The 21,075-nt window shown below is 65.9% G+C and carries 15 protein-coding genes; 6 read left to right on the plus strand and 9 right to left on the minus strand.

Features of this window, described 5'->3' with window-relative positions:
* Nucleotides 1-161 precede the first annotated feature (161 nt).
* The gene (locus ACZZ0O_RS06015; RefSeq protein ID WP_463590257.1) at nucleotides 162-1,343 is read right to left on the minus strand and encodes an MFS transporter; all 1,182 of its coding nucleotides are present in this window, start codon (nucleotides 1,341-1,343) and stop codon (nucleotides 162-164) included.
* A gap of 451 nt (nucleotides 1,344-1,794) precedes the next feature.
* Between ACZZ0O_RS06015 and ACZZ0O_RS06020 the strand changes: the two genes are divergently transcribed.
* Nucleotides 1,795-2,418, plus strand: a complete 624-nt coding sequence (locus ACZZ0O_RS06020) for a dihydrofolate reductase family protein (protein WP_463590258.1) — start codon at nucleotides 1,795-1,797, stop codon at nucleotides 2,416-2,418.
* Between the two features lie 1,032 nt (nucleotides 2,419-3,450).
* On the opposite strand, the gene ACZZ0O_RS06025 is transcribed toward ACZZ0O_RS06020, so the two are convergent.
* Both ACZZ0O_RS06025 and ACZZ0O_RS06030 read right to left on the minus strand, forming a co-directional pair.
* Nucleotides 3,451-3,630, minus strand: coding sequence for a CsbD family protein (locus ACZZ0O_RS06025; RefSeq protein ID WP_115514837.1), 180 nt, complete (start codon nucleotides 3,628-3,630; stop codon nucleotides 3,451-3,453).
* Nucleotides 3,631-3,761: 131 nt separating this feature from the next.
* The gene (locus tag ACZZ0O_RS06030; RefSeq protein WP_463590259.1) at nucleotides 3,762-5,282 is read right to left on the minus strand and encodes a PAS domain S-box protein; all 1,521 of its coding nucleotides are present in this window, start codon (nucleotides 5,280-5,282) and stop codon (nucleotides 3,762-3,764) included.
* Nucleotides 5,283-5,446: 164 nt separating this feature from the next.
* Here ACZZ0O_RS06030 and ACZZ0O_RS06035 point away from each other — a divergent pair, with 164 nt between their 5' ends.
* Both ACZZ0O_RS06035 and ACZZ0O_RS06040 read left to right on the plus strand, forming a co-directional pair.
* Nucleotides 5,447-6,412 carry a hypothetical protein gene (locus ACZZ0O_RS06035; protein WP_463590260.1) on the plus strand — a complete coding sequence of 322 codons (966 nt, stop codon included), beginning with the start codon at nucleotides 5,447-5,449 and terminating at the stop codon, nucleotides 6,410-6,412.
* 344 nt (nucleotides 6,413-6,756) lie between these two features.
* A complete protein-coding gene (locus ACZZ0O_RS06040) occupies nucleotides 6,757-9,048 on the plus strand; it encodes an ATP-binding protein (RefSeq protein WP_463590261.1) in 2,292 nt (763 codons plus the stop codon).
* Between the two features lie 108 nt (nucleotides 9,049-9,156).
* Here the strand turns inward: ACZZ0O_RS06040 and ACZZ0O_RS06045 are convergent, their stop codons facing one another.
* The 3 genes from ACZZ0O_RS06045 to ACZZ0O_RS06055 form a co-directional block, all read right to left on the minus strand.
* Nucleotides 9,157-9,564, minus strand: coding sequence for a hypothetical protein (locus ACZZ0O_RS06045; protein WP_463590262.1), 408 nt, complete (start codon nucleotides 9,562-9,564; stop codon nucleotides 9,157-9,159).
* Nucleotides 9,565-9,598: 34 nt separating this feature from the next.
* Nucleotides 9,599-11,326, minus strand: coding sequence for a S10 family serine carboxypeptidase-like protein (locus ACZZ0O_RS06050; RefSeq protein ID WP_463590263.1), 1,728 nt, complete (start codon nucleotides 11,324-11,326; stop codon nucleotides 9,599-9,601).
* A 489-nt stretch (nucleotides 11,327-11,815) separates the two neighbouring features.
* Nucleotides 11,816-12,988, minus strand: coding sequence for an HDOD domain-containing protein (locus ACZZ0O_RS06055; RefSeq protein WP_463590264.1), 1,173 nt, complete (start codon nucleotides 12,986-12,988; stop codon nucleotides 11,816-11,818).
* 231 nt (nucleotides 12,989-13,219) lie between these two features.
* Here ACZZ0O_RS06055 and ACZZ0O_RS06060 point away from each other — a divergent pair, with 231 nt between their 5' ends.
* Nucleotides 13,220-13,696: an SRPBCC family protein gene (locus ACZZ0O_RS06060; protein ID WP_463590265.1), complete on the plus strand. Its 477-nt coding sequence runs from the start codon at nucleotides 13,220-13,222 to the stop codon at nucleotides 13,694-13,696.
* A 413-nt stretch (nucleotides 13,697-14,109) separates the two neighbouring features.
* Here the strand turns inward: ACZZ0O_RS06060 and ACZZ0O_RS06065 are convergent, their stop codons facing one another.
* The 3 genes from ACZZ0O_RS06065 to ACZZ0O_RS06075 form a co-directional block, all read right to left on the minus strand.
* Nucleotides 14,110-14,421, minus strand: coding sequence for a protealysin inhibitor emfourin (locus tag ACZZ0O_RS06065; protein WP_055852801.1), 312 nt, complete (start codon nucleotides 14,419-14,421; stop codon nucleotides 14,110-14,112).
* A complete protein-coding gene (locus ACZZ0O_RS06070) occupies nucleotides 14,418-15,482 on the minus strand; it encodes a M4 family metallopeptidase (RefSeq protein ID WP_463590266.1) in 1,065 nt (354 codons plus the stop codon). The genes ACZZ0O_RS06065 and ACZZ0O_RS06070 overlap by 4 nt, the downstream gene beginning before the upstream one ends.
* Nucleotides 15,483-15,592: 110 nt before the next feature.
* Nucleotides 15,593-16,249 carry an SDR family oxidoreductase gene (locus tag ACZZ0O_RS06075; protein WP_463590267.1) on the minus strand — a complete coding sequence of 219 codons (657 nt, stop codon included), beginning with the start codon at nucleotides 16,247-16,249 and terminating at the stop codon, nucleotides 15,593-15,595.
* Between the two features lie 268 nt (nucleotides 16,250-16,517).
* On the opposite strand from ACZZ0O_RS06075, the gene ACZZ0O_RS06080 reads away from it, so the two are divergent.
* Nucleotides 16,518-16,958 (plus strand): NUDIX domain-containing protein, encoded by a 441-nt coding sequence (locus tag ACZZ0O_RS06080; protein ID WP_323526526.1) that lies wholly within the window; start codon nucleotides 16,518-16,520, stop codon nucleotides 16,956-16,958.
* A 278-nt stretch (nucleotides 16,959-17,236) separates the two neighbouring features.
* Nucleotides 17,237-20,959 carry a M48 family metallopeptidase gene (locus tag ACZZ0O_RS06085; protein WP_463592404.1) on the plus strand — a complete coding sequence of 1,241 codons (3,723 nt, stop codon included), beginning with the start codon at nucleotides 17,237-17,239 and terminating at the stop codon, nucleotides 20,957-20,959.
* Nucleotides 20,960-21,075 lie beyond the last annotated feature (116 nt).

The following is a 21,075-nucleotide window of genomic DNA, read 5'->3' on the forward strand; positions in this document are numbered from 1 at the left end:
TGTCTCTGGCGCCTTTCGCCGCGACGACACAAGGATGCCGCTACGAAAGATCGGCCACCTCAATCGTGTGCGCGACATCTAGCGCCACTTCTGCCGACTGCGATGCCCTTGCCGTGTGGCGCACTGCACCACACCGCGCGGCGCTCGCTTCTGGCATCACATCACGCCGAAGTTGCTGGCCGCTTGTGCCACAACGGCATCAGCGCCAGCAACCCAAGCAACGGGCCAGGTAGCAATACCCACGCGATGTGCAGCCCTAGCGCGTCCACATACCGCGTGGTCACGCCGATCGCCACCACCGTGATCGCAAAGCCAATCGCGTTCTGCATCGACAACGCGCTGCCCACGATGGCGGGCGGGCACGCACGTGCGGCCAATGCTGAAAACTGCGGCGAGTCCGCCACCACGCTGGCGCCCCACACCAGCATCAACGCCAGTGCTGCATAGCCCGACTGTGCACCCACCCATGGAAACGCCAGGCAACACAGTGCCGACATCAGCAACGCCACCGCTGCCACGCGCGCGCTGCCGATGCGCGCACTCAACTGCCCGCCCAACACGCAGCCCACCGCCCCTGCGGCAATCACCGCAAACGCCAACATGGCTGTGCTCAGCCCAAGCGCCTGCGCCAACCCGGCGCGCGTGATCAGCAGCGGCGTCAGCGTCCACATCGCATACAACTCCCACATGTGGCCGAAGTAGCCAAACGTGGCCGCGCGAAAGTCCTTCAGCGAAAACGCCTGCAACACCGCACCGAATGCCAGCTTGCCGCCCGCCCGTCGTGGGGCAGACGCAGCTTGCCCCAGGCGCAGGATCATCACTGCCGCAATCACCGCCAGTACCGACGCCACCAGGATCGGTGTCTGCCACGGCAACGCGCCGCCTATCGCCTTGATGCCCTGCGGCAACGCGGTGCCCAGCGTCAGCATGCCGACCAGCCATGCCAGTGCCTTGCCCGCATGTTGCGGTGCCCACTGCACCACCAGCTTCATCCCGATCGGGTAGATGCCAGACAGGCACAACCCCACCGCAAAGCGCCACACCATCCCCGTGGTGACATCGCTGGCAAACACCGCAAAACCCAGATTGCACGCCGCCCCGCCTACCGCGCAGCTGGCAAAGATGCGGCTGGCCGCAAACCGGTCGGCCAACCCGCTCAGCGCAAAGCTCAACGTACCCAGGATAAAACCGACCTGCGTGGCCATGGTCAGCAACCCGATGGCCGCCGCACCCACGCCCCACTGCCGCATCACGTCGTCGGCCGCGCTATTGGCCGAAAACCACAACGAGGTGCCCAGCAACTGCGCCACGATGATCATCACCAGCGCAGTGCTGGGTCGCATGGGTGCTGGTACGGCGTGTGTCATCGGATGCGCCTTATGGGTGCGCATCGCAATGTTGGTCGCGGACGCCGAGCTGAAGGTGAGTAATGCCTGGTGTCTATGGCTGCTGGCATGGCACGGGACCCAATCAGACGCGGTCGTGTAGTGGCGATGAGCTTACTGCAGGTGCCTACCCGCTGCTCTCGCTCGCGAGTCGATTAGGTATGCCTGGACAGATGACGCGGCAGCACCCCAAAAGATGCCAGCGAAGCTCCTTTGATCGTCAGAAGCGGGGACCAAGACTGTCCCAGCCTTGCCGCAGGGCGGCGCTTGCTGCCGGACGGTCTGTATGGCCGCAGGCAACGCGGTGCAGACGTATGTCGAATTTCGTACAGTCCCCCCGTCGTTGTCGCAAGGCTGGTATGCCGCCCACCACCGTCTCGCTCATGCCGGGGCGCACGAGGAAACTGCAATGCGTGAGCTGAAATTGATGATGTCGGTGTCGTTGGACAGCTTTGTCAGTGGGCCCGATGGCGAGGTGGACTGGATATTCAGCGGTGACCAGGAGGCGATCGCCTGGAAGGTCGCCACTGCGTGGGAGGCCAGCCTGCACATCATGGGCAGCCGCGTCTTTCAGGGCATGGCGACTTTCTGGCCAACGGCCACCTCCCCGTTTGCGCCGCCGATGAATCAGATCCCCAAGGCGGTGTTCTCTGCGCAGGGCGTAGCAGTATTGGACGCGGCTGTTACCGCGCTCCAGGCTGCGCAGGCACAGGCCGACGCGGCACGCGCACCATTGCAGGCTGGCGCGCAGAGTTGGTCGCAGGCCTATGTGGCCAGTGGCGATCTCGCTGAAGAAGTGGCCAAGCTCAAGGCGCACGGTGACAAGCCGATCATCGCGCATGGCGGTGCGGCGTTTGCGCGCAGTCTGATTGCGCACAACCTGGTCGATGAGTACGTGCTGGGCGTGTACCCGATCGTGCTGGGCAAGGGCTTGCCGATCTTCGATGGCCTGCCCGCACCACGGCCGCTCACGCTGATCGGCACCAAGATCTTCCCAAGCGGGTTTATGGCGCAGACGTATCGGCCGGTGTGAGTAAGGGCGTCGGCGTCATCTTCCAGTGCATAGTTGCTGGCATCGGGCGAACCATAACAACAGTGCCGCGCATCAATGGTTGCAGCGCTAGCAACCATTGATGCGCACCACGTGACACAGGAAAAAGGCGCTGTGACAGCGCTTGCTGAAGTACGCGGGCACACTAGCCCCTCTCCCAACGGGAGAGGGGTTGGGGTGAGGGTACGGCCATGCTTGGTGGTTCAGTTGCACCAGGCTTCGCCCGTACCCTCATCCGGCCCTTCGGGCCACCTTCTCCCGAGGGGAGAAGGGAATGGCCGCACGTGCTTTGTTTGGTTTGCATACGAACGCTAGACCAGCGCCATGGCCATGGTGCGATGCGAGCGCTGAATGGCGTGATTGCCTCAGGGCGCAGACGGATGCGTTGGATGTACACGCTGACTAGCCCCTCTCCCTGCGGGAGAGGGGTTGGGGTGAGGGTACGGGCCACACTGGATGTCTCAGTTACATCAGGCTTCGCCCGTACCCTCATCCGGCCCTTCGGGCCACCTTCTCCCGAGGGGAGAAGGGAGGCTGTACGTGCTTTGTTTGGCTTGCCGAGCGTGCGTTAGCTGGGTTTCGCGTGACCAAGTAACTTGGGCTTTGACTGGATACGATAAAAAAACGACGCCCCGATTTAGTCGGGGCGTCGTTGTTTCTTTGGCGCTTGGTGGTGAGGGTGTCCAGCGTTCTAACGCTGTGCAACGCGAGTTAATGGGTAGTGCGAGTCGACACGAGCAGATAAGCCGTCGTGGCAAGCAGATGATCCAGACACATCATCCATCCACACAGCTCATCCGGCCAGCCGAGTTTCGGCTAACCAAGTTGCTAGTCGATTCGGCCAACTCAGCTCTTGCCTGGAACAGTCTTAGCTCTTGCTTGGCACAGCCACACTGCTACTTGACCCAAGGCGTCGAAAAGCTGCTGTTCGGCTAACGCTTGCAACTCGTCGCACCATCAACTTATCGCGCCAACTCTCGCACTGTTCCAACCTCGCAAACCCTCACGCAACGCTTACTTCGAAGCGTCACGCACCTTGTCAGCCACTTCACCGGCCTTGGCCTGGACTTTGCCGATATTCTTTTCGGCGGCGCCTTCCAGCTCGGTGCTCTTGTCGCCGGTGACACGGCCGATGGCTTCCTTGACCGAGCCCTTGATCTGCTTGGCGGTACCTTCGATACGGTTCTTATCCATGGGACGTTTCTCGTAGTTTGGGGAACCCGGCCAGTGTCTCCGGGCCGGTGTGAGCATGATGTGCGCTCGCGCTTGGCCGGCCCAGTTGCGAATGCACTAAATGCATTAGTGCATTCGCGCCACGTGTGCAGTTACTTCTTGCGCGCTGCCGGTTTGGCGCTGCGACCGACGAAGCCACGCTCGCGTGCCCAGACAATCGCTTCACCGCGGCTATGCACGTCGATCTTTGAATACAACGCCGCCACGTGATTGCGCACCGTATTGGGCGAGACGCCCAGTTCCTGCGCGATCTGCTTGTCGGCCAGGCCTTCGGCGATGTGCCCGAGCACGTCGCGCTCGCGGTCGGTGAGCTCGGCGATGCCGCAGCCGCTGGTTTGGCTGGGCCGATTGGCGCGGCGCACGTTGGCCAGTTTCTCCAGCAGGCTCTGACTGAACCACGAAGCGTCCTGCATCACCGCTTCGATGGCGGTGACCAGTTCCATCTCGGTGCGTTTGCGGTCGGTGATGTCCATCAGCGACAGCAGATAGCACTGCACGCCGTGGATGCTCACGGTTTCTGCGGAGACCAGACAGTCCAGTTGCTCGCCGTCCTTGCGCGCGATGGCGTATTCGACATTGAGCATGCTGCCGGTCTCGGCCAGCGCGCGATGAAACTGTTGGTAGGCTTGGCGGTTGGGAAACAGGCCGATGTCTTCGATGGGTTTGCCGACGATGTCTTCGGTGGCGTACTGGGTGATCTGCGAGACGGCGTCGTTGATTTCCACGATCTGCAAGGTTTCTGCATTGCACATCAGGGTGGGCACCGGGGTGATGCGAAACGCCTTGGCAAAGCGCTCCTCGCTTTGACGCAACGCCACCTCGGCGCGGCGCCGCGGTTCCAGGTCCATGAAGGTAAACAGCATGCAGGCTTCTTCGCCGATTTCGATCGGCTGGCCGGCCACCACCACCAGTTTGGTGGTGCCATCGGGCAGGCTGAGTTCGGCCTGCATCTGCGGGATGGTGGCGCCCTCGTTGAGCCGCTCCAGCCCCAGCTCGCGGCGGTCGGCCATTTCCATCACGTCCACTTCGAACACGCTCTTGCCCACCACCGCTTCGCGCGTGTAGCCGGTCATTTCCAGAAAGCCCTGGTTGGCCTTGATGTAGCGCTTGTCGTCGAGCCGGCAGATGCAGGCCGGCGCAGGATTGGCGTTGAAGGTGCGCTCGAAGCGTTGTTCAGCACTGGCCCAATCGCTGGCGTCGGCCACGATCAGCACCAGGCAATCCGGTTCGCCTTGCGCGTCGGTGAGCACCAGGCTGCGTACGCGGTGCACCCATTGCGCATCGGTGCCTTCGCGCACCACTTCCACCACCACGTCGTTGAAGACTTCGCCGGCAATCACGCGGTCGATGGGGTAGTTGCCGGCATTCAAGCGATGGTTGTTGCGATAGCGCAACTGAAAGCGCGCGCGGTAATCACTGACGGTTGCGCCGAGCTCGGCAAGTTCGCTGGCGCCATGCATGGCCAGCGCGGCCTCGTTGGCCCAGGTGATGGTCTGATCTGGTTCGATCAGGATCACTCCTTCGCTCAGGCCGGTGATGATCTGCTGCAACTGGCGGCGATTGGTGGAACTGGGCGGGCTGCTGGGGGATGCGGCTTCACTGTCTGACGACATGGGTGACCCTTGGGCAAACAACGGCGGTGGAAACCAACAGTGGGCGCTCACGGTAGCGGCTGCCTGACGCGAATGCACTAGCTGCACTGGTGCATTCGGCTCAGGCGTTCAGCCGGTGCCACTTCCACACTAGCCGCACTTTTCCACTGTAACGAGGCCACTCCATGGCACAGGTTGTCCGTCATTCCTACGCTCCCAAGATGTCGTGGGGCGCCGTGCTCGCCGGCTGCACCGTCGCGCTGGTGACCTATCTGACCCTGAGCGTGCTGGGCACCGCGATCGGCGCGTCCACCATCGACCCGCTGCGCGAGGTCAACCCGGTCAGCGGGCTGGGCACCGGCGCCGGCATCTGGCTGGGCGTGAGCACCCTGATTTCGATGGCGGTGGGCGCATTTGTCGCCGGCCGGCTTGCGACCTCCCGTGGCGGCACGCACGGCCTGCTGAGCTGGGCGGTGACCTCGCTGGTGACCCTCTGGCTGGTGGCCGCGCTGGCCAGCAGCGCGGTGGGCGCGGTGTCCGGCGTGGTCGGCAAAGGCTTGTCGCTGACCGGTCAGGGCATTGCCGCCGCCGCACCGACGCTGGGTAACGGCGTGCAGGATGAACTCAAGAAGCAGGGCATCGACCTGGAGTGGGGCGACCTGCGCGGTCAGCTGGAAACGGTGCTACGCCAGACCGGCAAGGCCGAGCTTAACCCCGAGCGCTTGAAGGACCAGGCCGAAGGTGCCACCACCGATGGCAAGGCCACCGCCAGCGACGCGGCGCAGACCCCGCAGGCAGCACCGGATGCCTTTGCCGCCTGGTTCGACCGGGTGCGTGCCCAGGCCAAGCCGGCCATTGATGCCGCCGACCGCGATGCCCTGGTCAACCTGATCATGGCCCGCACCGGCAAGCCGCGCGCGCAGGCCGAGCAGATTGCCGACAACTACGCGCAGACCTATCAGCAGGCCATGGCGCAGTACGCATCGCTCAAGCGCACCGCCGAGCAGAAGGCCCGCGAGGCCGGTGACGTGGCTGCCCGTGGCGTGTCGCGCGCGGCCTGGACCACCTTGGTGCTATTGATCCTGGGCGCCGGCATCGCGTTTGGCGCTGGCCGTATCGGCCGCCGCACCGACCCGATCATCGAGGTATAAGCGCTTGTGTTGAAGGCCCACGGTGGGGACCGTGGCCTGCAGCAGGGCGCCGTGCGCAAGCCGGCGCTGTCGACAAGGAGCAGGACGTGAGCAAGGTGCAGGGGTAACCCTTCCCGGCAATGGATGCCGCGACTCGCTCGACACCGGGCCATCTAGGGATGGCCCGGTGTTTTTTTGGGTGTCGCGTCGGGGCGGTGTGGGTGCCGACAGGCCTGGTCAGCTGCCGCCATGTCGCAGCGGGAACCGCAGGCAACCACGGCGCCCACGCCACCGCAGATACCGGCCGTCTCGCCCGGCCGACGCCGCGCAGGCACTGCACATCCCGCGCAGGAGCGCATGCCACAATGCGGCCACTTCCAACCAGGCACGGCCGCCACCACGTGAGCACAGCGCACCCCGCCATCGAGCCGAGCGGTCTGGAATTCCTCTCCGGCGGTGGCGTCATGGGCGCGGTGATCCGTGCGCACGACTGGGCTGCCACACCGCTGGGCGACCCGCAGACCTGGCCGCAATCGCTGCGCACGGCGTTGTCGATGATGCTCAACGCCAAGTTGTTGGGTGCGGTGCTGTGGGGGCCGCAACTGCGCCTGTTCTACAACGATGTCTACCTGCAATCGTTGGGCGACCGCCATCCGCACGCGCTGGGGCAACCGGTGGCCGAGGTCTGGGGCGAAACCTATGCGCCCATCGCCGAGGACTTTGCGCAGGTGATGCGGACCGGCGACGGCTACGGCCAGGGCGTTGTTTCGTTGCCGATGGTGCGCAACGGCGTGCGCGAAACCACGTACTGGAATTCCACCGCCTCGCCGATCCGCGGCGAAGACGGCAGCATCGTGGGGCTGTTGAACATCGCCATCGAAACCACCGCGCAAGTGGCGGCCGAGCGCCATCGCGAGATTCAAAACGCGATGCTGAGCAATGCGAACACGCATCTGGTCCATGAAGTGGTGAGCCGTACCAGCGAGCGCGATCGCGCGCTGGAAGCGGAGATCGTCGCACGCCGCAATGCCGAGCGCGTGCAGTTGGCGCTGGCGGCCGGCGCCATCATCGGCACCTGGATCTGGGACCTGCCCACCGATGCGTTTTCGGTGGACGAGGCCTTTGCCGACACCTTCGGTTTCGATCCGTCCATCAGTCGCACCGGCCTGCCGTTGGAGCAGGTCATCGCCACGGTGCATCCGGACGATCGCGACGGCCTGCGCGCAGCGATCAGCGAAGCGACTGCACGTGGCGGCGCCTATGCGCACCAGTACCGGGTCAAGCGTCGCGATGGCAATTACTACTGGCTGGAGGCCAATGGCCGCGTCGAACATGCGCCCGACGGCACGCCGCTGCGGTTTCCGGGCGTGTTGCTGGACATCGATGCGCGGCACGCCTTGTCCGAAGAGCGCGACCGCGCGTTGGCCGCGTTGCGCGAGCTGAGCGAGACGCTGGAACAGCGCGTCACCGCGCGCACGCGCGAGCTGATGGTCGCCGAAGAAGCGCTGCGCCAATCGCAGAAGATGGAAGCGGTGGGTCAGCTCACCGGCGGGCTGGCGCACGACTTCAACAATCTGCTGGCCGGCATTTCCGGCGCACTGGAGTTGATGACGCTGCGGATGGAGCAGCAGCGTTTTCCCGAGCTGCCCCGCTATCTGGGCATCGCGCAGAGCGCCACCACCCGCGCATCGGCCTTGACGCACCGCTTGCTGGCGTTTGCACGGCGGCAGACGTTATTGCCCAAGCCGACCAATGTCAGCCAGTTGATCGTCGATATCCTGGAGCTGGTGCAGCGCACGGTGGGCCCGGGCATCCATGTGGAGTACACGCCCAACGCCGCACTGTGGCCTGCGCTGGTGGACGCATCGCAGCTGGAAAATGCGTTGCTCAATCTGTGCATCAACGCGCGCGATGCCATGCCCAATGGCGGCTGTCTGCAGATCGAGACCGGCAACCACTGGATCGACCATGATCTGGCGCGGCAACTGGGCATGCGTCAGGGCCCATACCTGTGGCTCTGCGTCGGCGACACCGGTACCGGCATGCCGCCGGACGTGGTGGCGCGCGCGTTCGATCCGTTCTTCACCACCAAGCCGCTAGGCGAAGGCACCGGGCTGGGGCTATCGATGATCTACGGCTTTGCCAAGCAGTCCGGCGGGCAGGTGCGGATCCAGTCGGAAGTGGGCAAGGGCTCCAGTGTGTGTCTCTATCTGCCGCGTCACCTGGGCGATGCAGCGCAGCCCGATGCCAATGCCCACCCGCTGCAACTCACCCCCACCGATGCCGGCGAGACGGTGCTGATCGTCGACGACGAACCGTCCATCCGTCTGCTGTTGGGCGAGGTGCTGCAGGAGTTGGGCTACACCGTCATCGAAGCCGGCGACAGCGTGGCAGGCCTGGGCCTGCTGCAATCGGACGCGCGCATCGATCTGTTGATCAGCGACGTGGGCCTGCCCGGCGGCATGAACGGCCGCCAGATGGCCGATGCCGGCCGCGCCCACCGCCCAGGTCTCAAGGTGCTCTTCATTACCGGGTTTGCCGAAAACGCATTGCTGGACGACCGCCACCTGGAAGCGGGCATGGCGGTACTGACCAAACCTTTCAGCGTGAGCGTGCTGACCGCGCGGGTGAAGGAACTGATTTCCACGCAGGGGTGAGTGTGCGCGCAGGAACTCGCTCGCGCTGCGAGTGCCTGCGCCGCGACCCTGCTGCAGCCATGCGTCCATGACAAAGGCGGTGTTCACTGGTGGCTGCAGTGGTCTGCATCATTTGTCGCGACGTTGATCGCGCAAGTACGCTTCGATGTCCTGCAGCGTGACGCGACCGCTGCCGCTGCGATCGATCTGCTCGAAGTGCGTGGCGACAAACCCCAGCCCGCGCGCTTGCGCCTGTTGCTTGGTGAGCGCATCGCGATGCGCCAGTGCACCACGCTCGTCGAGCGTGCTGGTGATGCGCTGTTGCGCCTGGTCTTCCAGCGTGTCGCCGGTGCTGTCCGTGCGCTCCGCTTCGAGGCCGAGCTGCGCGATGGGCATGAAGGGGCCATCGATCCCTCCGTGGCGGGCGTTGGGTGTGATGGACGCGACGCGTTGCGGCGGCAACGCTTGCGCACTGACGGTGGTCGCCACCACGGCAAGCATGGCGGTGGCGTAACGGAGGCAGCGGAGCAGGCGCATCAGGAGTTCCTCGCGATGGATGAGCGGAGCGCGATCATGGCGTTGCGGTTGCAGCAGTCGCGGCATTGACGTTGCGGTTGTCCGGCCATGGCGAATCCAGCAAGGCCAACGGCACGGCATCGGCGATCGGCGCGTTGGCGTAGTAGGCGGTGAGGTCGGCCTGCAACTTGGGGCGCGAGTTGTCGTCGAGATAGATCATGTGGCCGCCCGCGTAGGTGGCCACCTGCACATCGGCATCGAGATTGCGAATGGTGCGTAGCCGCGCCAGTTGTTTTTCGTTGCTGTAGAACGGCGTTGCAAGATCGTGATAACCGCTGACCGCAAAGACCTTGAGCGCCGGATTCAGGCGCAGCGCGCCGAGCAGGTCTGGCAGGGTATCTGGCAGCAGCCGGCCTGCATGGCGGAAGTCCCAGACGTTGATGATGTCCATGTTGAGCGAGGTGTAGGTCGCGTTGGGCGCGCTATACCCCAGATAGGTGCGGAACTGCTGCGCCAGCGCGTTGGCCAGGGGGCGCTCGATCAGGATGTTGGACGGGTCGTTATCGTTCTTCAGTCGCCCGTCGCTGTTGGGTAGGCTGACGCGCCCGTCGTAGCGGCCGATGCTAGTGCCGGGCAGCAGGCCTTGATTGAACGAGGCCAACGAGAAGTAGCCTTGCAAGGCCTGCGTGGTCAACCCGGACAGTGGCCGCCACCGCGTCAGCACCGCTGCACCGGGTTGTACCGGCTTGCCCAGGATGGTTGGAAACCCATACTGACTGAGCACCCAGGTGGGGCCATAGCGCTGAAACTCCGCGTGCACCACGCTGACGAACGCGCGCATCTGCAGCGCATAGAACTCGTCGCTTGCGCTGACCTCGGTCTGCTTGTGATACGCGGCAACTGCGGCATAACTGGGAAAATAGCCGCCGATGGTGTCGCCGCTGTATTTCATGCCTTTTGCGTAATCCGGGTAATACAGCCCACCGCTCGCAATCGTGTCGGCGTAGTAGTTCAGGATCGACGACTGCAGCACGATGCCGCGCAAACGTACCCCAGCCGATTCCAGCGCCAGCGCCAGCATGGCGGAGCGGGTGGTGCCATAGGATTCGCCGAACAGATACAGCGGTGCATTGGCACGGCGATTGACCTGCACATAGCGCTGGATGAAGTCGCGCATCACCCGCACATCGGCATCGCTGCCCCAGAAGCTGGCATTGGTGTTGGGCAAGATCGCCTGCGACAGGCCGGTACCCGGTGGATCGATAAACACCATGTCGGTGCTGGCGATCAGGCTCTCGGCATTGTCCACCATCGGGTAATTGGGCCAGCTGCCGAAGCTGGGCGCTGCGGTGGCCATGCGCTTGGGTGCGAACGAGGCCAGATGCAACAGCGATGCCGATGCGCCGGGACCGCCGTTGTAGAAAAACGTCAGCGGCCGCGGTTTGCCGTTGCGTGCCGGCGCGGTGTAGGCCACATACGACAAGGTCGCTTGCGGTTGCCCGGCAGCGTCGCGCGCAATCAGGTGGCCGGTGCGTACGCTGTAGGCCACGGTGTCCTGCTTGCCGCGCCACAGGTAATGCATCAACGCAGAGCGCTCGTTGGCGACACTGGCATCCAGCCCGGCATCGGCCTTGACCGAATAGGCGATGCGATCGATATACGGGGTGTTGGCACTGGCCGCCTGCACCGGCTGCTGCGCGCCAACGCATAGCGGCACAGCCAGCAAGAGACCAAACAGCAGGACAAGCGGGTGTCGCACGGTACCGGCATTGCGCTGGGACATGGTGCACCTGTGGCAGAGGAGGCGCTGCGAGGGTGTGGCGATCACACGCACCCCGCTGCGCACGGTCATTGCGCACGTGCGTTGCAGCCGGCATGTCATCCCAAGGTCGTGATGCAGCGAGCGGATCAGACCGGTGCTTAGCTTGTGGAGCCTGCCGGCCGCCTCGGAGACTGCAATGCGAAGCCACGGCATGGCGAGCGAAGCGGAAACTGCGCTGGCCAGCGCCGGTGCAACGCGTTGTGACCGACTCGACATCGCTCCCGCGCGTCGCGTTCGGCGGCAGACCGCCCGGTCGATCAGTTGGTCGGGTTGTTCGTGTGGCTGCGCGCCGATGCCATGCGTGTTGAGCGGGGAGCGGGTCCGGCAGATGCGTCCAGCCTGGCGGCGTGATCAGCCGGTCGGCGCATCGGTGCAGGCCAGCAGCGCCAGGCTTGCGCGGAGAACGGCCAATGCACGCGATGCGCGAGCCAACGGCAGGCAGCTGCCGATCTACTCCACGCTGGCAGCGACCAGCCGCTGCCACAACGCCGCGTTGGCTTCTTCATCCGGTTCCAGCGTGGCGAGCACGCTGAGGGCGTGGTCTTCCTGCTCGGCGCCGCAGCGGGCCAGCATGGCCAGCGCGGCGGCCAGGCGGCCGTAGCGCAGGGCGCGCCCCAGGCTGGTGGCCAGCAAGGTGGTGTCGTGCTCGGGGCGCTGTTCGTCCAGTGCGGTCCCTAGCACCGCCGGCAGCTCCCAGGTGGTGGCGATGGTTTTGGCCACCGCAGCGGTGTGGCGCTCGACCAGGGCGGCAGCTACCTCCAGGCTGTAGGGCAGGCCGGGGCGTTCGGCATAGGCGTCGCGCAGCACGCGCAGGATCACCACCGCGCCCAGGCCCTGCAGCAGGCCGGCCAGCTGCGCCGACAAGGTATCGCCGCCGCGTTCGCGCATATAGGCGGCCGCTGCGGTGGCAGTGCGCAGCGCGTAGTCCCACACCGCCGCGGGCAGGCGCGAGTGCAGGCCGCCATCCAGGCTCAGCACCGGTTGCATCACCGCCGCGGCGACGATCTGGCGCACGCCCTCGGTGCCGATGTGCACCACCGCGCGCTCCAGGCTTTCCAGCGGAGCGCCTTGCGGGCGGTATAGCGCACTGTTGGCGATGCGCAGCAGGTTGGCCGACAGCGCGGGGTCTTGCGCGATGATGGCGGCGATACCGCGCCCGGACGCGTCCGGGTCGTTGACCGCGCGCATCAGCTGCGGCAGCAGATGCGGGCGACGCGGCAACAGCTGCGGGCGCAGGTCGACATGGTCGAGCGCTGCGGTCGCCACTTCCAGCACGGCGACCTGTGCGGGGTCGCTGGGCAGGCTGCCGTCGGCCAGCGACGGGTTGGCCATCACGGCGGCATACATGCGGCGCAACAGCGGACGCATCGGCGGCGGCTCGGCCTGCAAGGGTTGCGCAGCGGCAGGCGCTGGCTGCGGCTGCGCTTGCTCGTCCATCGCGATCGGTGCCGGTGCGACCGAGGTTCGCGCGGCCGGCGCATCGGGCGCAGCGGAACCACCGGCTGCCGGGGCAGAGGCCTCGGGCGCGTGCTGGCGCATGCGCATCCACCACACGATGGCACCGACAATCATCGCCACAGCGATAAGTCCGGCAATAAGCAGCAACACAATCGCGAGCATCATAGGTCGTTGTCTGATGAATGCCGCGACTATCGGCGATGGCGGGCGCGGCGGCAATGTCGCGTGCAGTGATGGGCGCAGCGCATGACCGCAGGCGCCCAGGAAGAAGCGCGGCGTGGCAGGCTGCAACGACCCGCCATACCGATGTATTCGCGGCGATGGCGAGCCAGCTGCGATGCCGTCCGCCGCGCCCACCAACGCTGCAGCTGCACTCCAGCGTCATCGACCGGTAGCATGATGGACGTCCTCTGCCAGCCAAGCGGGTGTCCTATGTCCACCGTTACGCTCCACCGCGTCTTACGTGCCAGCCCCGAGCGCATCTACCGCGCCTTCCTCGATGCCGATGCGCTGGTCAAGTGGCTGCCGCCTGCCGGCTTCACCGGCACCGTCGAGCATCTGGATGCGCAGGTGGGTGGTACCTTCCGGATGGCGTTTACCAACTTCGCCAATGGCCAGCGCCATGCGTTTGGCGGGACGTACCTGGAGCTGCAGCCCAGCGCCTTGCTGCGCTACAACGACGTGTTCGACGACCCGGCGTTGCCGGGCACCATGTTGACCACCGTGCAGCTGCACGCGCTGCCCTGCGGCACCGATGTGCACATCGTGCAAGACGGCATCCCCGAGCAGATTCCGTTTTATGCCTGCTACCTGGGATGGCAGGACTCGCTGACGCTGCTGGCGCATCTGGTAGAGGCGCAGACAGAGCACTGAGCGCGCCGTATCCGAGTGCGCGTGGCAACGTCGGCGCACCTGGCGTTGCGCGCCGACAGTGATCACGCGTGCATCGTGTTGTTGGGGTGCGCAACAGCAGGCGGGCGTGCACACAGTGCGCAGTGTCAGCTGCTGCAAGGGCCTAGGATGGGGTCTGCAGTGATGACTGCAGTGCAGCAATGATGGGCGTGTCTTCAAGCTGACCCCTACGCTGCACGTTGCGCTAACGCACCGATCCCCACCATGCGTCACCAGCTGTGCAGTTCTAGAGCATCTAGGCAGCTTAAAGGGTGCAGGCATCCGCAGTTGGACCACCTTCGACAGACACCGTGCATTGCACGGTGTCTTCCGCTTGCGCGGTATGTGCACGCGCGCGGTGCACCAAGCGCACGCTCAGTGCAGCACACCGCGCGCTACAGCGTGCCCTGCTTCCACAGCCGCACGATTTCGGCCGGTGCGTGTTCTTCGGGAATGCGCAACGGTTCGCTGGCACCGTCCCAGGCGATGCTGAAATAGCGCCGGTCGCCGCCACCAGCCTGCGGGCGCGGCAACGCATGCACTAGGCATTGGTCCAGCAACGCGCGCAGGTGCAGCCGCTGCGCATCGTCCAACGCATCCATTGGCAGTTGCCGCTCGCGGCGCATGGCCGGGAACGCCGCCACACCGCCCTCGCGTGCAAGACGTAGCGTCACGCCCAACTCCACCGGCGGCCGCTGTGGACTCATGCGAGGACGCCTACGTCGCGCCAGGCCTGTTGCACGGCGCGTGTCTCTGCGCTGTCAGCGCCGTAATCGGTGCTGGCGACAGTGACGGTGCGTGCGGCAAAGGTGGCGAAATCCGCAGTTGCGGCGAGTTCGCCACCGGTGACCGTGCGGTACCAGATGCGGCCGGTTGTCTCCCACGCAGCGCCACCGATCGCGACCGCAGCGCGATAGAACACGTGATTGGGGATGCCGGAGTTGTAGTGCACGCCGCCATCGTCCTCCTGTGTGTTGACGTAGTCGGCCATCGTGGCCGGTTGCGGGTCTTTTCCCAGTGCAGGGTCATCGTACGCGCTGCCGGGCGCCCGCATCGAGCGCAGGCCCACTCCGTTGATGCCAGGCATCAGCAGGCCTGCGCCGATGATCCAGTCGGCCTCGCTTGCGGTTTGGTGCAACGTGTACTGCTTGATCAGCACCCCGAACACATCCGACACCGATTCGTTCAATGCGCCCGATTGCCCCTGGTAGATCAGGTTGGCGGTGCGTTCGGTGACGCCGTGAGCGAGCTCATGGCCCACCACATCGATGGCGATGGTGAAGCGGTTGAAGACCTCGCCATCGCCATCGCCGAACACCATCTGCTCGCCATCCCAGAACGCGTTGTCGTAGCTACGCTCGTAATGCACGCTGCCGATCAACGGCATGCCTGCGCCATCGATGGAATTGCGCCCGTAGACGGTCTGGAAGAACTCGTGCGTGGCACCGAGAGAATCGTAGGCCTCGGTCACTGCCACATCATCGGTGGCCGCAGCGCCCTCGTCGCGGACCAGGATGCCGGGCAATGCGGTGCCCTGTTGCGCATCGTAGATGCGCCGCCGCACCGCTTGCATGGCCGGTGCGGCATCCGCTGCTAGGGCCTGTGCGCGTGCCAGCGGCCCACGCGCGCGCTGCTGGCGCAGGTGGGCGGTGATCTGGCGGGACACTTGCGCGCAATGGCGTGCATGTTCGGGCGCCGCCTGTGCCATATGGTCCAGCAGATACGGCGGCAGGATGCCGGCACGGCGCGAGGCTAGGGGCGCAGACATCAGCGAACTCAACAGTGGGGTGCGCCCGCGACTATGCCGAGGCCGGGTTTAGGAAAACGTTAGGCCTGGTCGTGTTGCGCCCGTGCAGCGGGTTGCGACAGGCCTGGCGTTCAGTCCAGCTGCGCCAAGGCGTCCTGGATCGGGGTCTGCCCGTCGATAAAGCCGACGCTCTTGCCGATGGTGGCCGGCGTTGCCAGTGCCGCGGCGATCACCTGGGCCACGTTGGCACGCGAGACGCCACCGTCGGCATCGCTGCCCGGGTCGCGGGTGATGTGGCCCGACGCTGGATCAAGCGTCAGCCGGCCGGGGCCGAGCACGGTCCAGTCCAGGTGGGTACTGCGCAGATGCGCGTCGGCCGCGGCCTTGGCCTGCGCGTAGGCAAAGAACCCGTCATCCGGGCCGATGCCGTGTTCCAGGCCGGCGCCGAGATACGACACCATGACGTAGCGGCGCACGCGGACCTGTTCGGCCGCATGCATCGAACGGATGGCTGCATCGCGGTCCACCGCATAGGTGCGCGCGGCATCGCCGCCACCGGCACCGGCCGACCACACCACCGCATCGTGTCCGGCCAGCTGCGCGGCGATGGCGTCGGTGTCGGCGTGTTCGATGTCGAACACCACCGGCGTGGCGCCATCGGCAATCACATCGCCTTCGTGCTCGGGATTGCGGAACAGCGCGGTGACGTGGTGCCCGCTGGTCAACAGCAGTGGGGTGAGTAAACGTGCCACCTTGCCGTGGCCACCGATGACCAGAATACGCGACATATCCAACTCCAGCAGTGCGCGCCACGAAGGCGCAATGGCATCATCCTCGCCAATACGGTGCGAATGCCGCGTTATCGCTGTGGTTTTGCCATATCGCCGGTGACAACGCTGCGCGTTGGCAGCAGGTGTTGCACGCCCCCCAGAGACGCGGTGCCTGTTGATCCGAGCGCAAGCCCCGATACCCCGCAGCGATCGGTCGCGGAGACAACACGCGCTGACCACGTCGGCCACATCTGGGACAATTACCAGCCTGCTCACGAGACAGCTCATGCCCCATTCCGATCTGCGTGCCCGCGTTGGCTGCGGTGCCTTCATCCAACGCGCCGATGGCCACTTGCTGCTGGTGTTGCGCGGGCGGGCGCCCGAGCAGGGGCATTGGGGCCTGCCTGGCGGCAAGGTGGACTGGATGGAAACGGTGGAAGCCACGGTAGTGCGCGAAGTGCTGGAAGAAACCGGCCTGCAGGTGCATCCGCAGCGCGTGCTGTGCGTGGTCAGCCACTTCGAGCCGGACATGGACCCGCCGCAGCATTGGGTGGCGCCGGTGTATCTGGCCACGATCGAAGGCAGCGAGACCGCCGAACTGCGCGAACCGCAGGTGCTGCTGGATATCGGCTGGTTTGCCCTGGATGCGCTACCCACGCCGCTGACCCGCTCGGCAAGGCAGGCGGTGCAGCAGCTCCAGGCGGAACGGGACGCACAGCCCGCCTGACACGTGTTACTGCCGGCGGGCCGCGCGTGGCAGCGCGCGGCGCCCGCCGGCACGCATGGATTTTGCAGCAGCAGTCCGTTATTTTTGGCGCGTCCGGGGCGAGGGGAGATCGCACCTGGACATCGAATCACCCGGCCGGGATGCCGATTGACTGCGTTGCGCCCGGTCACTCATTACAGGGAAGAAGAATGGAATCGCTCTATCCGCAAGGCCCGGCGGTAGTGCCGGAACGGCTCACCGCACCCAGCAGTAAATACCGACGCAATGCCTGGCTGGCCATGCTCGGGCTGGGCGGCTTCATCGCCGTGTATCTGGGATTGCTGGGGTGGTTCGGTTGGACGGCGTATCGGTTGGCGTCCGGGCTGCTGCAAGGCTCCGGCGGCGAGCAGGCCGTGTGGATGTGGCTGGTGGCCGTAGGCGCCGCGTTTCTGGCCGTCTTCATGGCCAAGGCATTGGTATTCAACAAGCGTGCCGAACGCGATACGCGCGCGCTGGAACTGCGCCCGGCCGAGCAGCCGGAGCTGTTCGCGTTCCTGCATCGGTTAGCCGACGAAGCCGGTGCGCCACGTCCGCACAAGGTCTACCTGTCGGCGCAGGTCAACGCCGGCGTGTTTTACGACCTGTCGCTGCTCAACCTGCTGCTGCCCTCGCGCAAGAATCTGGATATCGGCCTGGGCCTGGTCAATGTGCTCAACCTGGGCGAATTGAAGGCCGTGCTCGCGCACGAATTCGGCCACTTCGCGCAACGCACGATGGCGGTCGGCCGCTGGGTCTACATCGCCCAGCAGATCGCCGCGCATATCGTGGGCAAGCGCGATGCACTGGACAAGCTGCTGGCGACGCTGTCGCGGATCGACCTGCGTGTGGCGTGGATCGGCTGGGGGCTGTCGTTGATCGTGTGGTCGATCCGTTCGTTGGTCGAAATCGCCTTCCGCGGCGTGGTGCTGGCGCAGCGCGCGCTGTCGCGCGAGATGGAATATCAGGCCGATCTGGTGGCCGCCTCGCTCACCGGCAGCGACGCCCTCGTCCACGCGCTGCACAAGCTGGAAGCGGCCGACGACGGCTGGCAGCGCGCGTTGCGCTTTGCCGGGCGCGAGTTTGCGCAGGACCGGCCGGTCAAGGATCTGTTCGCCATCCAGTCGCGCACCATCGAACACATGCGCGTGGTCTTGAACGACCCCGGCCACGGCGTGGTACCGGCGGTGCCCGAGGATGCGGCGCACGCGTACCGGCTGTTTCAGAACGACATCGCACAACCCTCGCAGATGTGGGCCACCCATCCGCCCAGCGCCGCGCGCGAAGAAAACCTCAAGCGTCACTACATCGCCTGCCCGATCGACGCCCGCCCGGCCATGGACGTACTGCGCAACGCACAAGCGCTGCGCGAGCAGGTCTCGCTCGGTTTGTTCAACGGGCAAGCGCCCACCTGTGTGGACATCGAGGTGTCGCTGGCCGCGCTGGAGCGCGAGTTTGCAGCCCTATCGTTATCGCGGCGCTATCAAGGCCTGTACCTGGGCCGCTCCTGCACCCGCGCTGCGCGAACCGTGGCCGAGCTCTACGCCGATCCGTTGCCGCAGGACGATCTGCTGCAGGCGCTGGATGGGCTGTACCTGCCTGAGGATGGCCAGGCCATCGAGCAATTGCGCGAACGCGAGCGGCAACGCGCCAGCCTGCAGGCCTTGATGGACGGTGGGTTGCGCGCGAATGGCGGCGTGGTGACCTGGAAAGGCACCAGCCTGACGCGCGCGCAGCTGCCTGCGGTGATCGCAACACTCGATGACGAGCTGCAGGTGTTGCGTGCGCGGGTCAGCGGCCACGACCGACGCTGCCGCAGCGTGCATCTGGCCGCAGCCAACACCCTCGGCGGCGGCTGGCCCGAGCTGTTGCGTGGCTACCTGGCCGTGCTGCATTACACCGACCACACCCTCGCCGATCTGGACGATGCGCATCTGCTGTATCTGCAGACCTTCCACAGCGTGATCGCCGATGGCCGGGTGTCGGCTAAGGAGCTGCGCCAGCTGGTGGCCGCATGCAATGAGCTGCAACGGGTGCTGCGCCGGGTGTACGAACAGGTCGCGCACATGCGCTTGAATGCTCCGCTGGCCGCTGCCCTGGGCAAAGAACAGTGGCAGCAGTGCCTGCCGGAGTTCCGGCTGTCCGAGGCCGACGAAAACAACATCAACCCGTGGATGGATGCGGCCAAGGGCTGGGTGCAGGTCACCATGAGCGCGCTGGGCGAGCTGCGCGATGCCAGCCTGGAGCAGTTGCTGCACGCCGAAGATGCAGTGGCCGAGCAGGTGCGCCACGGCGCGCCGGCCCCCACCAGCGACACACCGGCGGCGGCACCTGCAGACTATCCGGTGCGTCTGCCGGGCGAGGAGCGTCAGCGCAACCTCAAACAAAACCTGTGGCAGCGCTTTCTGGCCGCCGATGGTCTGTTTCCCTCCGTTGCGCGCGTTGCGGTGGCCGCGTCCATCGTGGCCGGGGTGCTGTGGGCCGGCGGCACAGTCGGCCTGGCCGAGGTGGTGGCCTACAACGGCTTGCAGCAGACGGTGACGGTGCGCATCGACGACCAGATCGCCTCGCTGCCGCCAAACGGTCGCCATGTGTTCCAGCTGGCAGAGCAGGCAACACACCACATCAGCACGCGCTCGGCGGCGGGCGGGGTGATCGAAACCTTCGATGCGCCCAGCGGCGGGCACGGCGGCCAGTTCGCCTACAACGTGGCCGGCGCCGCGCTGCTGCTGCACTGGCGCGCCAGCTATGGCGCGGCAGCAGAAGACAGCACACGCCATCTCGACAACGCACGCTGGGAACGCACCACCGCGCAGGCGGTCTTCAACGAGCCGCCGCAAACGGTCAGTGGCAAGGGCAGCCAGTACCGCGATGTGGTGACCGCGGTGTCCGATCGGCCACCGCATCAACTGCTGGGCGAGCTGACACCTGCGCAGGATCTGGCGCTGATGCAGGCGCACGCACGCTGGGATGGCGCGCAATCGGCCTATCTGGAGCAATGGCTGGATCGCCTACAACGCGCGGCGCCGCAGGCAGTCCCGGCGATCCTGGCCGAGCGCCTGCAGCGCGACCCGCTGGATGTGGTGGCCTTGCGCGTCCAGCAGGACACCGCCACTCCGGAGCAGCGTGCTCAGGTCTGCAAACAGCACACGGCGATGGCCCTGGCCCGCCCCGACGCGCCGGTATTGCAGTACGCGGCGATCCGTTGCGGCAGCAACCCGGCGGCGCGCGATCGGGCCTTCCTCGATGCGCACGCGCGCTGGCCGAACGATCCGTGGCTGCAACGCGCTGCCGCTGCTGTGCATGCCGAGCAAGGCCGCTTGCCGGAAGCGCAGGCGCTTTACGAACAAGTCGCACAGGTTCCGGCGATGGCCGATGACATCGTGCCGCAGCTGGTGCGGCTGCAGCGTTACCGTGGCTTGGCCCCGGATCTTGCGGCGATGGCGCAGCGCTCGCCAGCGCTGGCCTCGATGCTTGCGCTGGCAAGCGGCGAGGGCACGCAGGACACGCCATACCAGGGCTATCACGCATTGGCCGCTGGCCAGTTGGCCGCTGCGGTGGCGGGCGCTGCGGCAGACCCCGATGTCCAGGCAAGGCTGGTGCGGCTGGCGGCAGCATCGGAGGGTGCCACCGCGGCACTACTGCAACAGGCACGCGCGCTCGGCGATGAGGCGGGGATCGACTATTTCACCGCACCCGTTGCGTGGGCCTTGGCCGCAAGTCAGGGCTGGCCGGTGCAGGCAGCGCGCGACACCACCCTGCGCGATCTCGGCGACGATGCCACGGCAATCTCGCATTTCTTTACCGCCGTGCAGGCCGGCAACAGCCAGCAAGATGCCGAGGCGGCATTGAAGGGAGTCAGCCTGACCGGGCGCGGCGTGGCGTATGCGATGGCGGCGGTGTTGCTCGGTCAGCGCTGTCCCCAGGCATGGCGCGACGGCGCACGGAACTTGCTGTTTACCAACGAGCGGCCGTATCTGGGCTGAGCGTGGCGCACAGCAGCTGGCACGCAGTGCTCCGCTGCGTGCCGGTGACGCAGCAGTCGCTGTGCGGGGAAAGGCGCCCCAACGCCGAGCGCCGATGCGCGTGCACAGCGCGCGTC

The organism is Xanthomonas sp. AC360, assembly GCF_979258225.1.

What these genes read in the sequence shown, in the direction of transcription:
- ACZZ0O_RS06015 (WP_463590257.1), bottom strand. Translation starts at nt 1,343, where the DNA reads ATGCGACCCAGCACTGCGCTGGTGATGATCATCGTGGCGCAGTTGCTG.
- ACZZ0O_RS06020 (WP_463590258.1), top strand. Translation starts at nt 1,795, where the DNA reads ATGCGTGAGCTGAAATTGATGATGTCGGTGTCGTTGGACAGCTTTGTC.
- ACZZ0O_RS06025 (WP_115514837.1), bottom strand. Translation starts at nt 3,630, where the DNA reads ATGGATAAGAACCGTATCGAAGGTACCGCCAAGCAGATCAAGGGCTCG.
- ACZZ0O_RS06030 (WP_463590259.1), bottom strand. Translation starts at nt 5,282, where the DNA reads ATGTCGTCAGACAGTGAAGCCGCATCCCCCAGCAGCCCGCCCAGTTCC.
- ACZZ0O_RS06035 (WP_463590260.1), top strand. Translation starts at nt 5,447, where the DNA reads ATGGCACAGGTTGTCCGTCATTCCTACGCTCCCAAGATGTCGTGGGGC.
- ACZZ0O_RS06040 (WP_463590261.1), top strand. Translation starts at nt 6,757, where the DNA reads ATGCGGCCACTTCCAACCAGGCACGGCCGCCACCACGTGAGCACAGCG.
- ACZZ0O_RS06045 (WP_463590262.1), bottom strand. Translation starts at nt 9,564, where the DNA reads ATGCGCCTGCTCCGCTGCCTCCGTTACGCCACCGCCATGCTTGCCGTG.
- ACZZ0O_RS06050 (WP_463590263.1), bottom strand. Translation starts at nt 11,326, where the DNA reads ATGTCCCAGCGCAATGCCGGTACCGTGCGACACCCGCTTGTCCTGCTG.
- ACZZ0O_RS06055 (WP_463590264.1), bottom strand. Translation starts at nt 12,988, where the DNA reads ATGATGCTCGCGATTGTGTTGCTGCTTATTGCCGGACTTATCGCTGTG.
- ACZZ0O_RS06060 (WP_463590265.1), top strand. Translation starts at nt 13,220, where the DNA reads ATGATGGACGTCCTCTGCCAGCCAAGCGGGTGTCCTATGTCCACCGTT.
- ACZZ0O_RS06065 (WP_055852801.1), bottom strand. Translation starts at nt 14,421, where the DNA reads ATGAGTCCACAGCGGCCGCCGGTGGAGTTGGGCGTGACGCTACGTCTT.
- ACZZ0O_RS06070 (WP_463590266.1), bottom strand. Translation starts at nt 15,482, where the DNA reads ATGTCTGCGCCCCTAGCCTCGCGCCGTGCCGGCATCCTGCCGCCGTAT.
- ACZZ0O_RS06075 (WP_463590267.1), bottom strand. Translation starts at nt 16,249, where the DNA reads ATGTCGCGTATTCTGGTCATCGGTGGCCACGGCAAGGTGGCACGTTTA.
- ACZZ0O_RS06080 (WP_323526526.1), top strand. Translation starts at nt 16,518, where the DNA reads ATGCCCCATTCCGATCTGCGTGCCCGCGTTGGCTGCGGTGCCTTCATC.
- ACZZ0O_RS06085 (WP_463592404.1), top strand. Translation starts at nt 17,237, where the DNA reads ATGCTCGGGCTGGGCGGCTTCATCGCCGTGTATCTGGGATTGCTGGGG.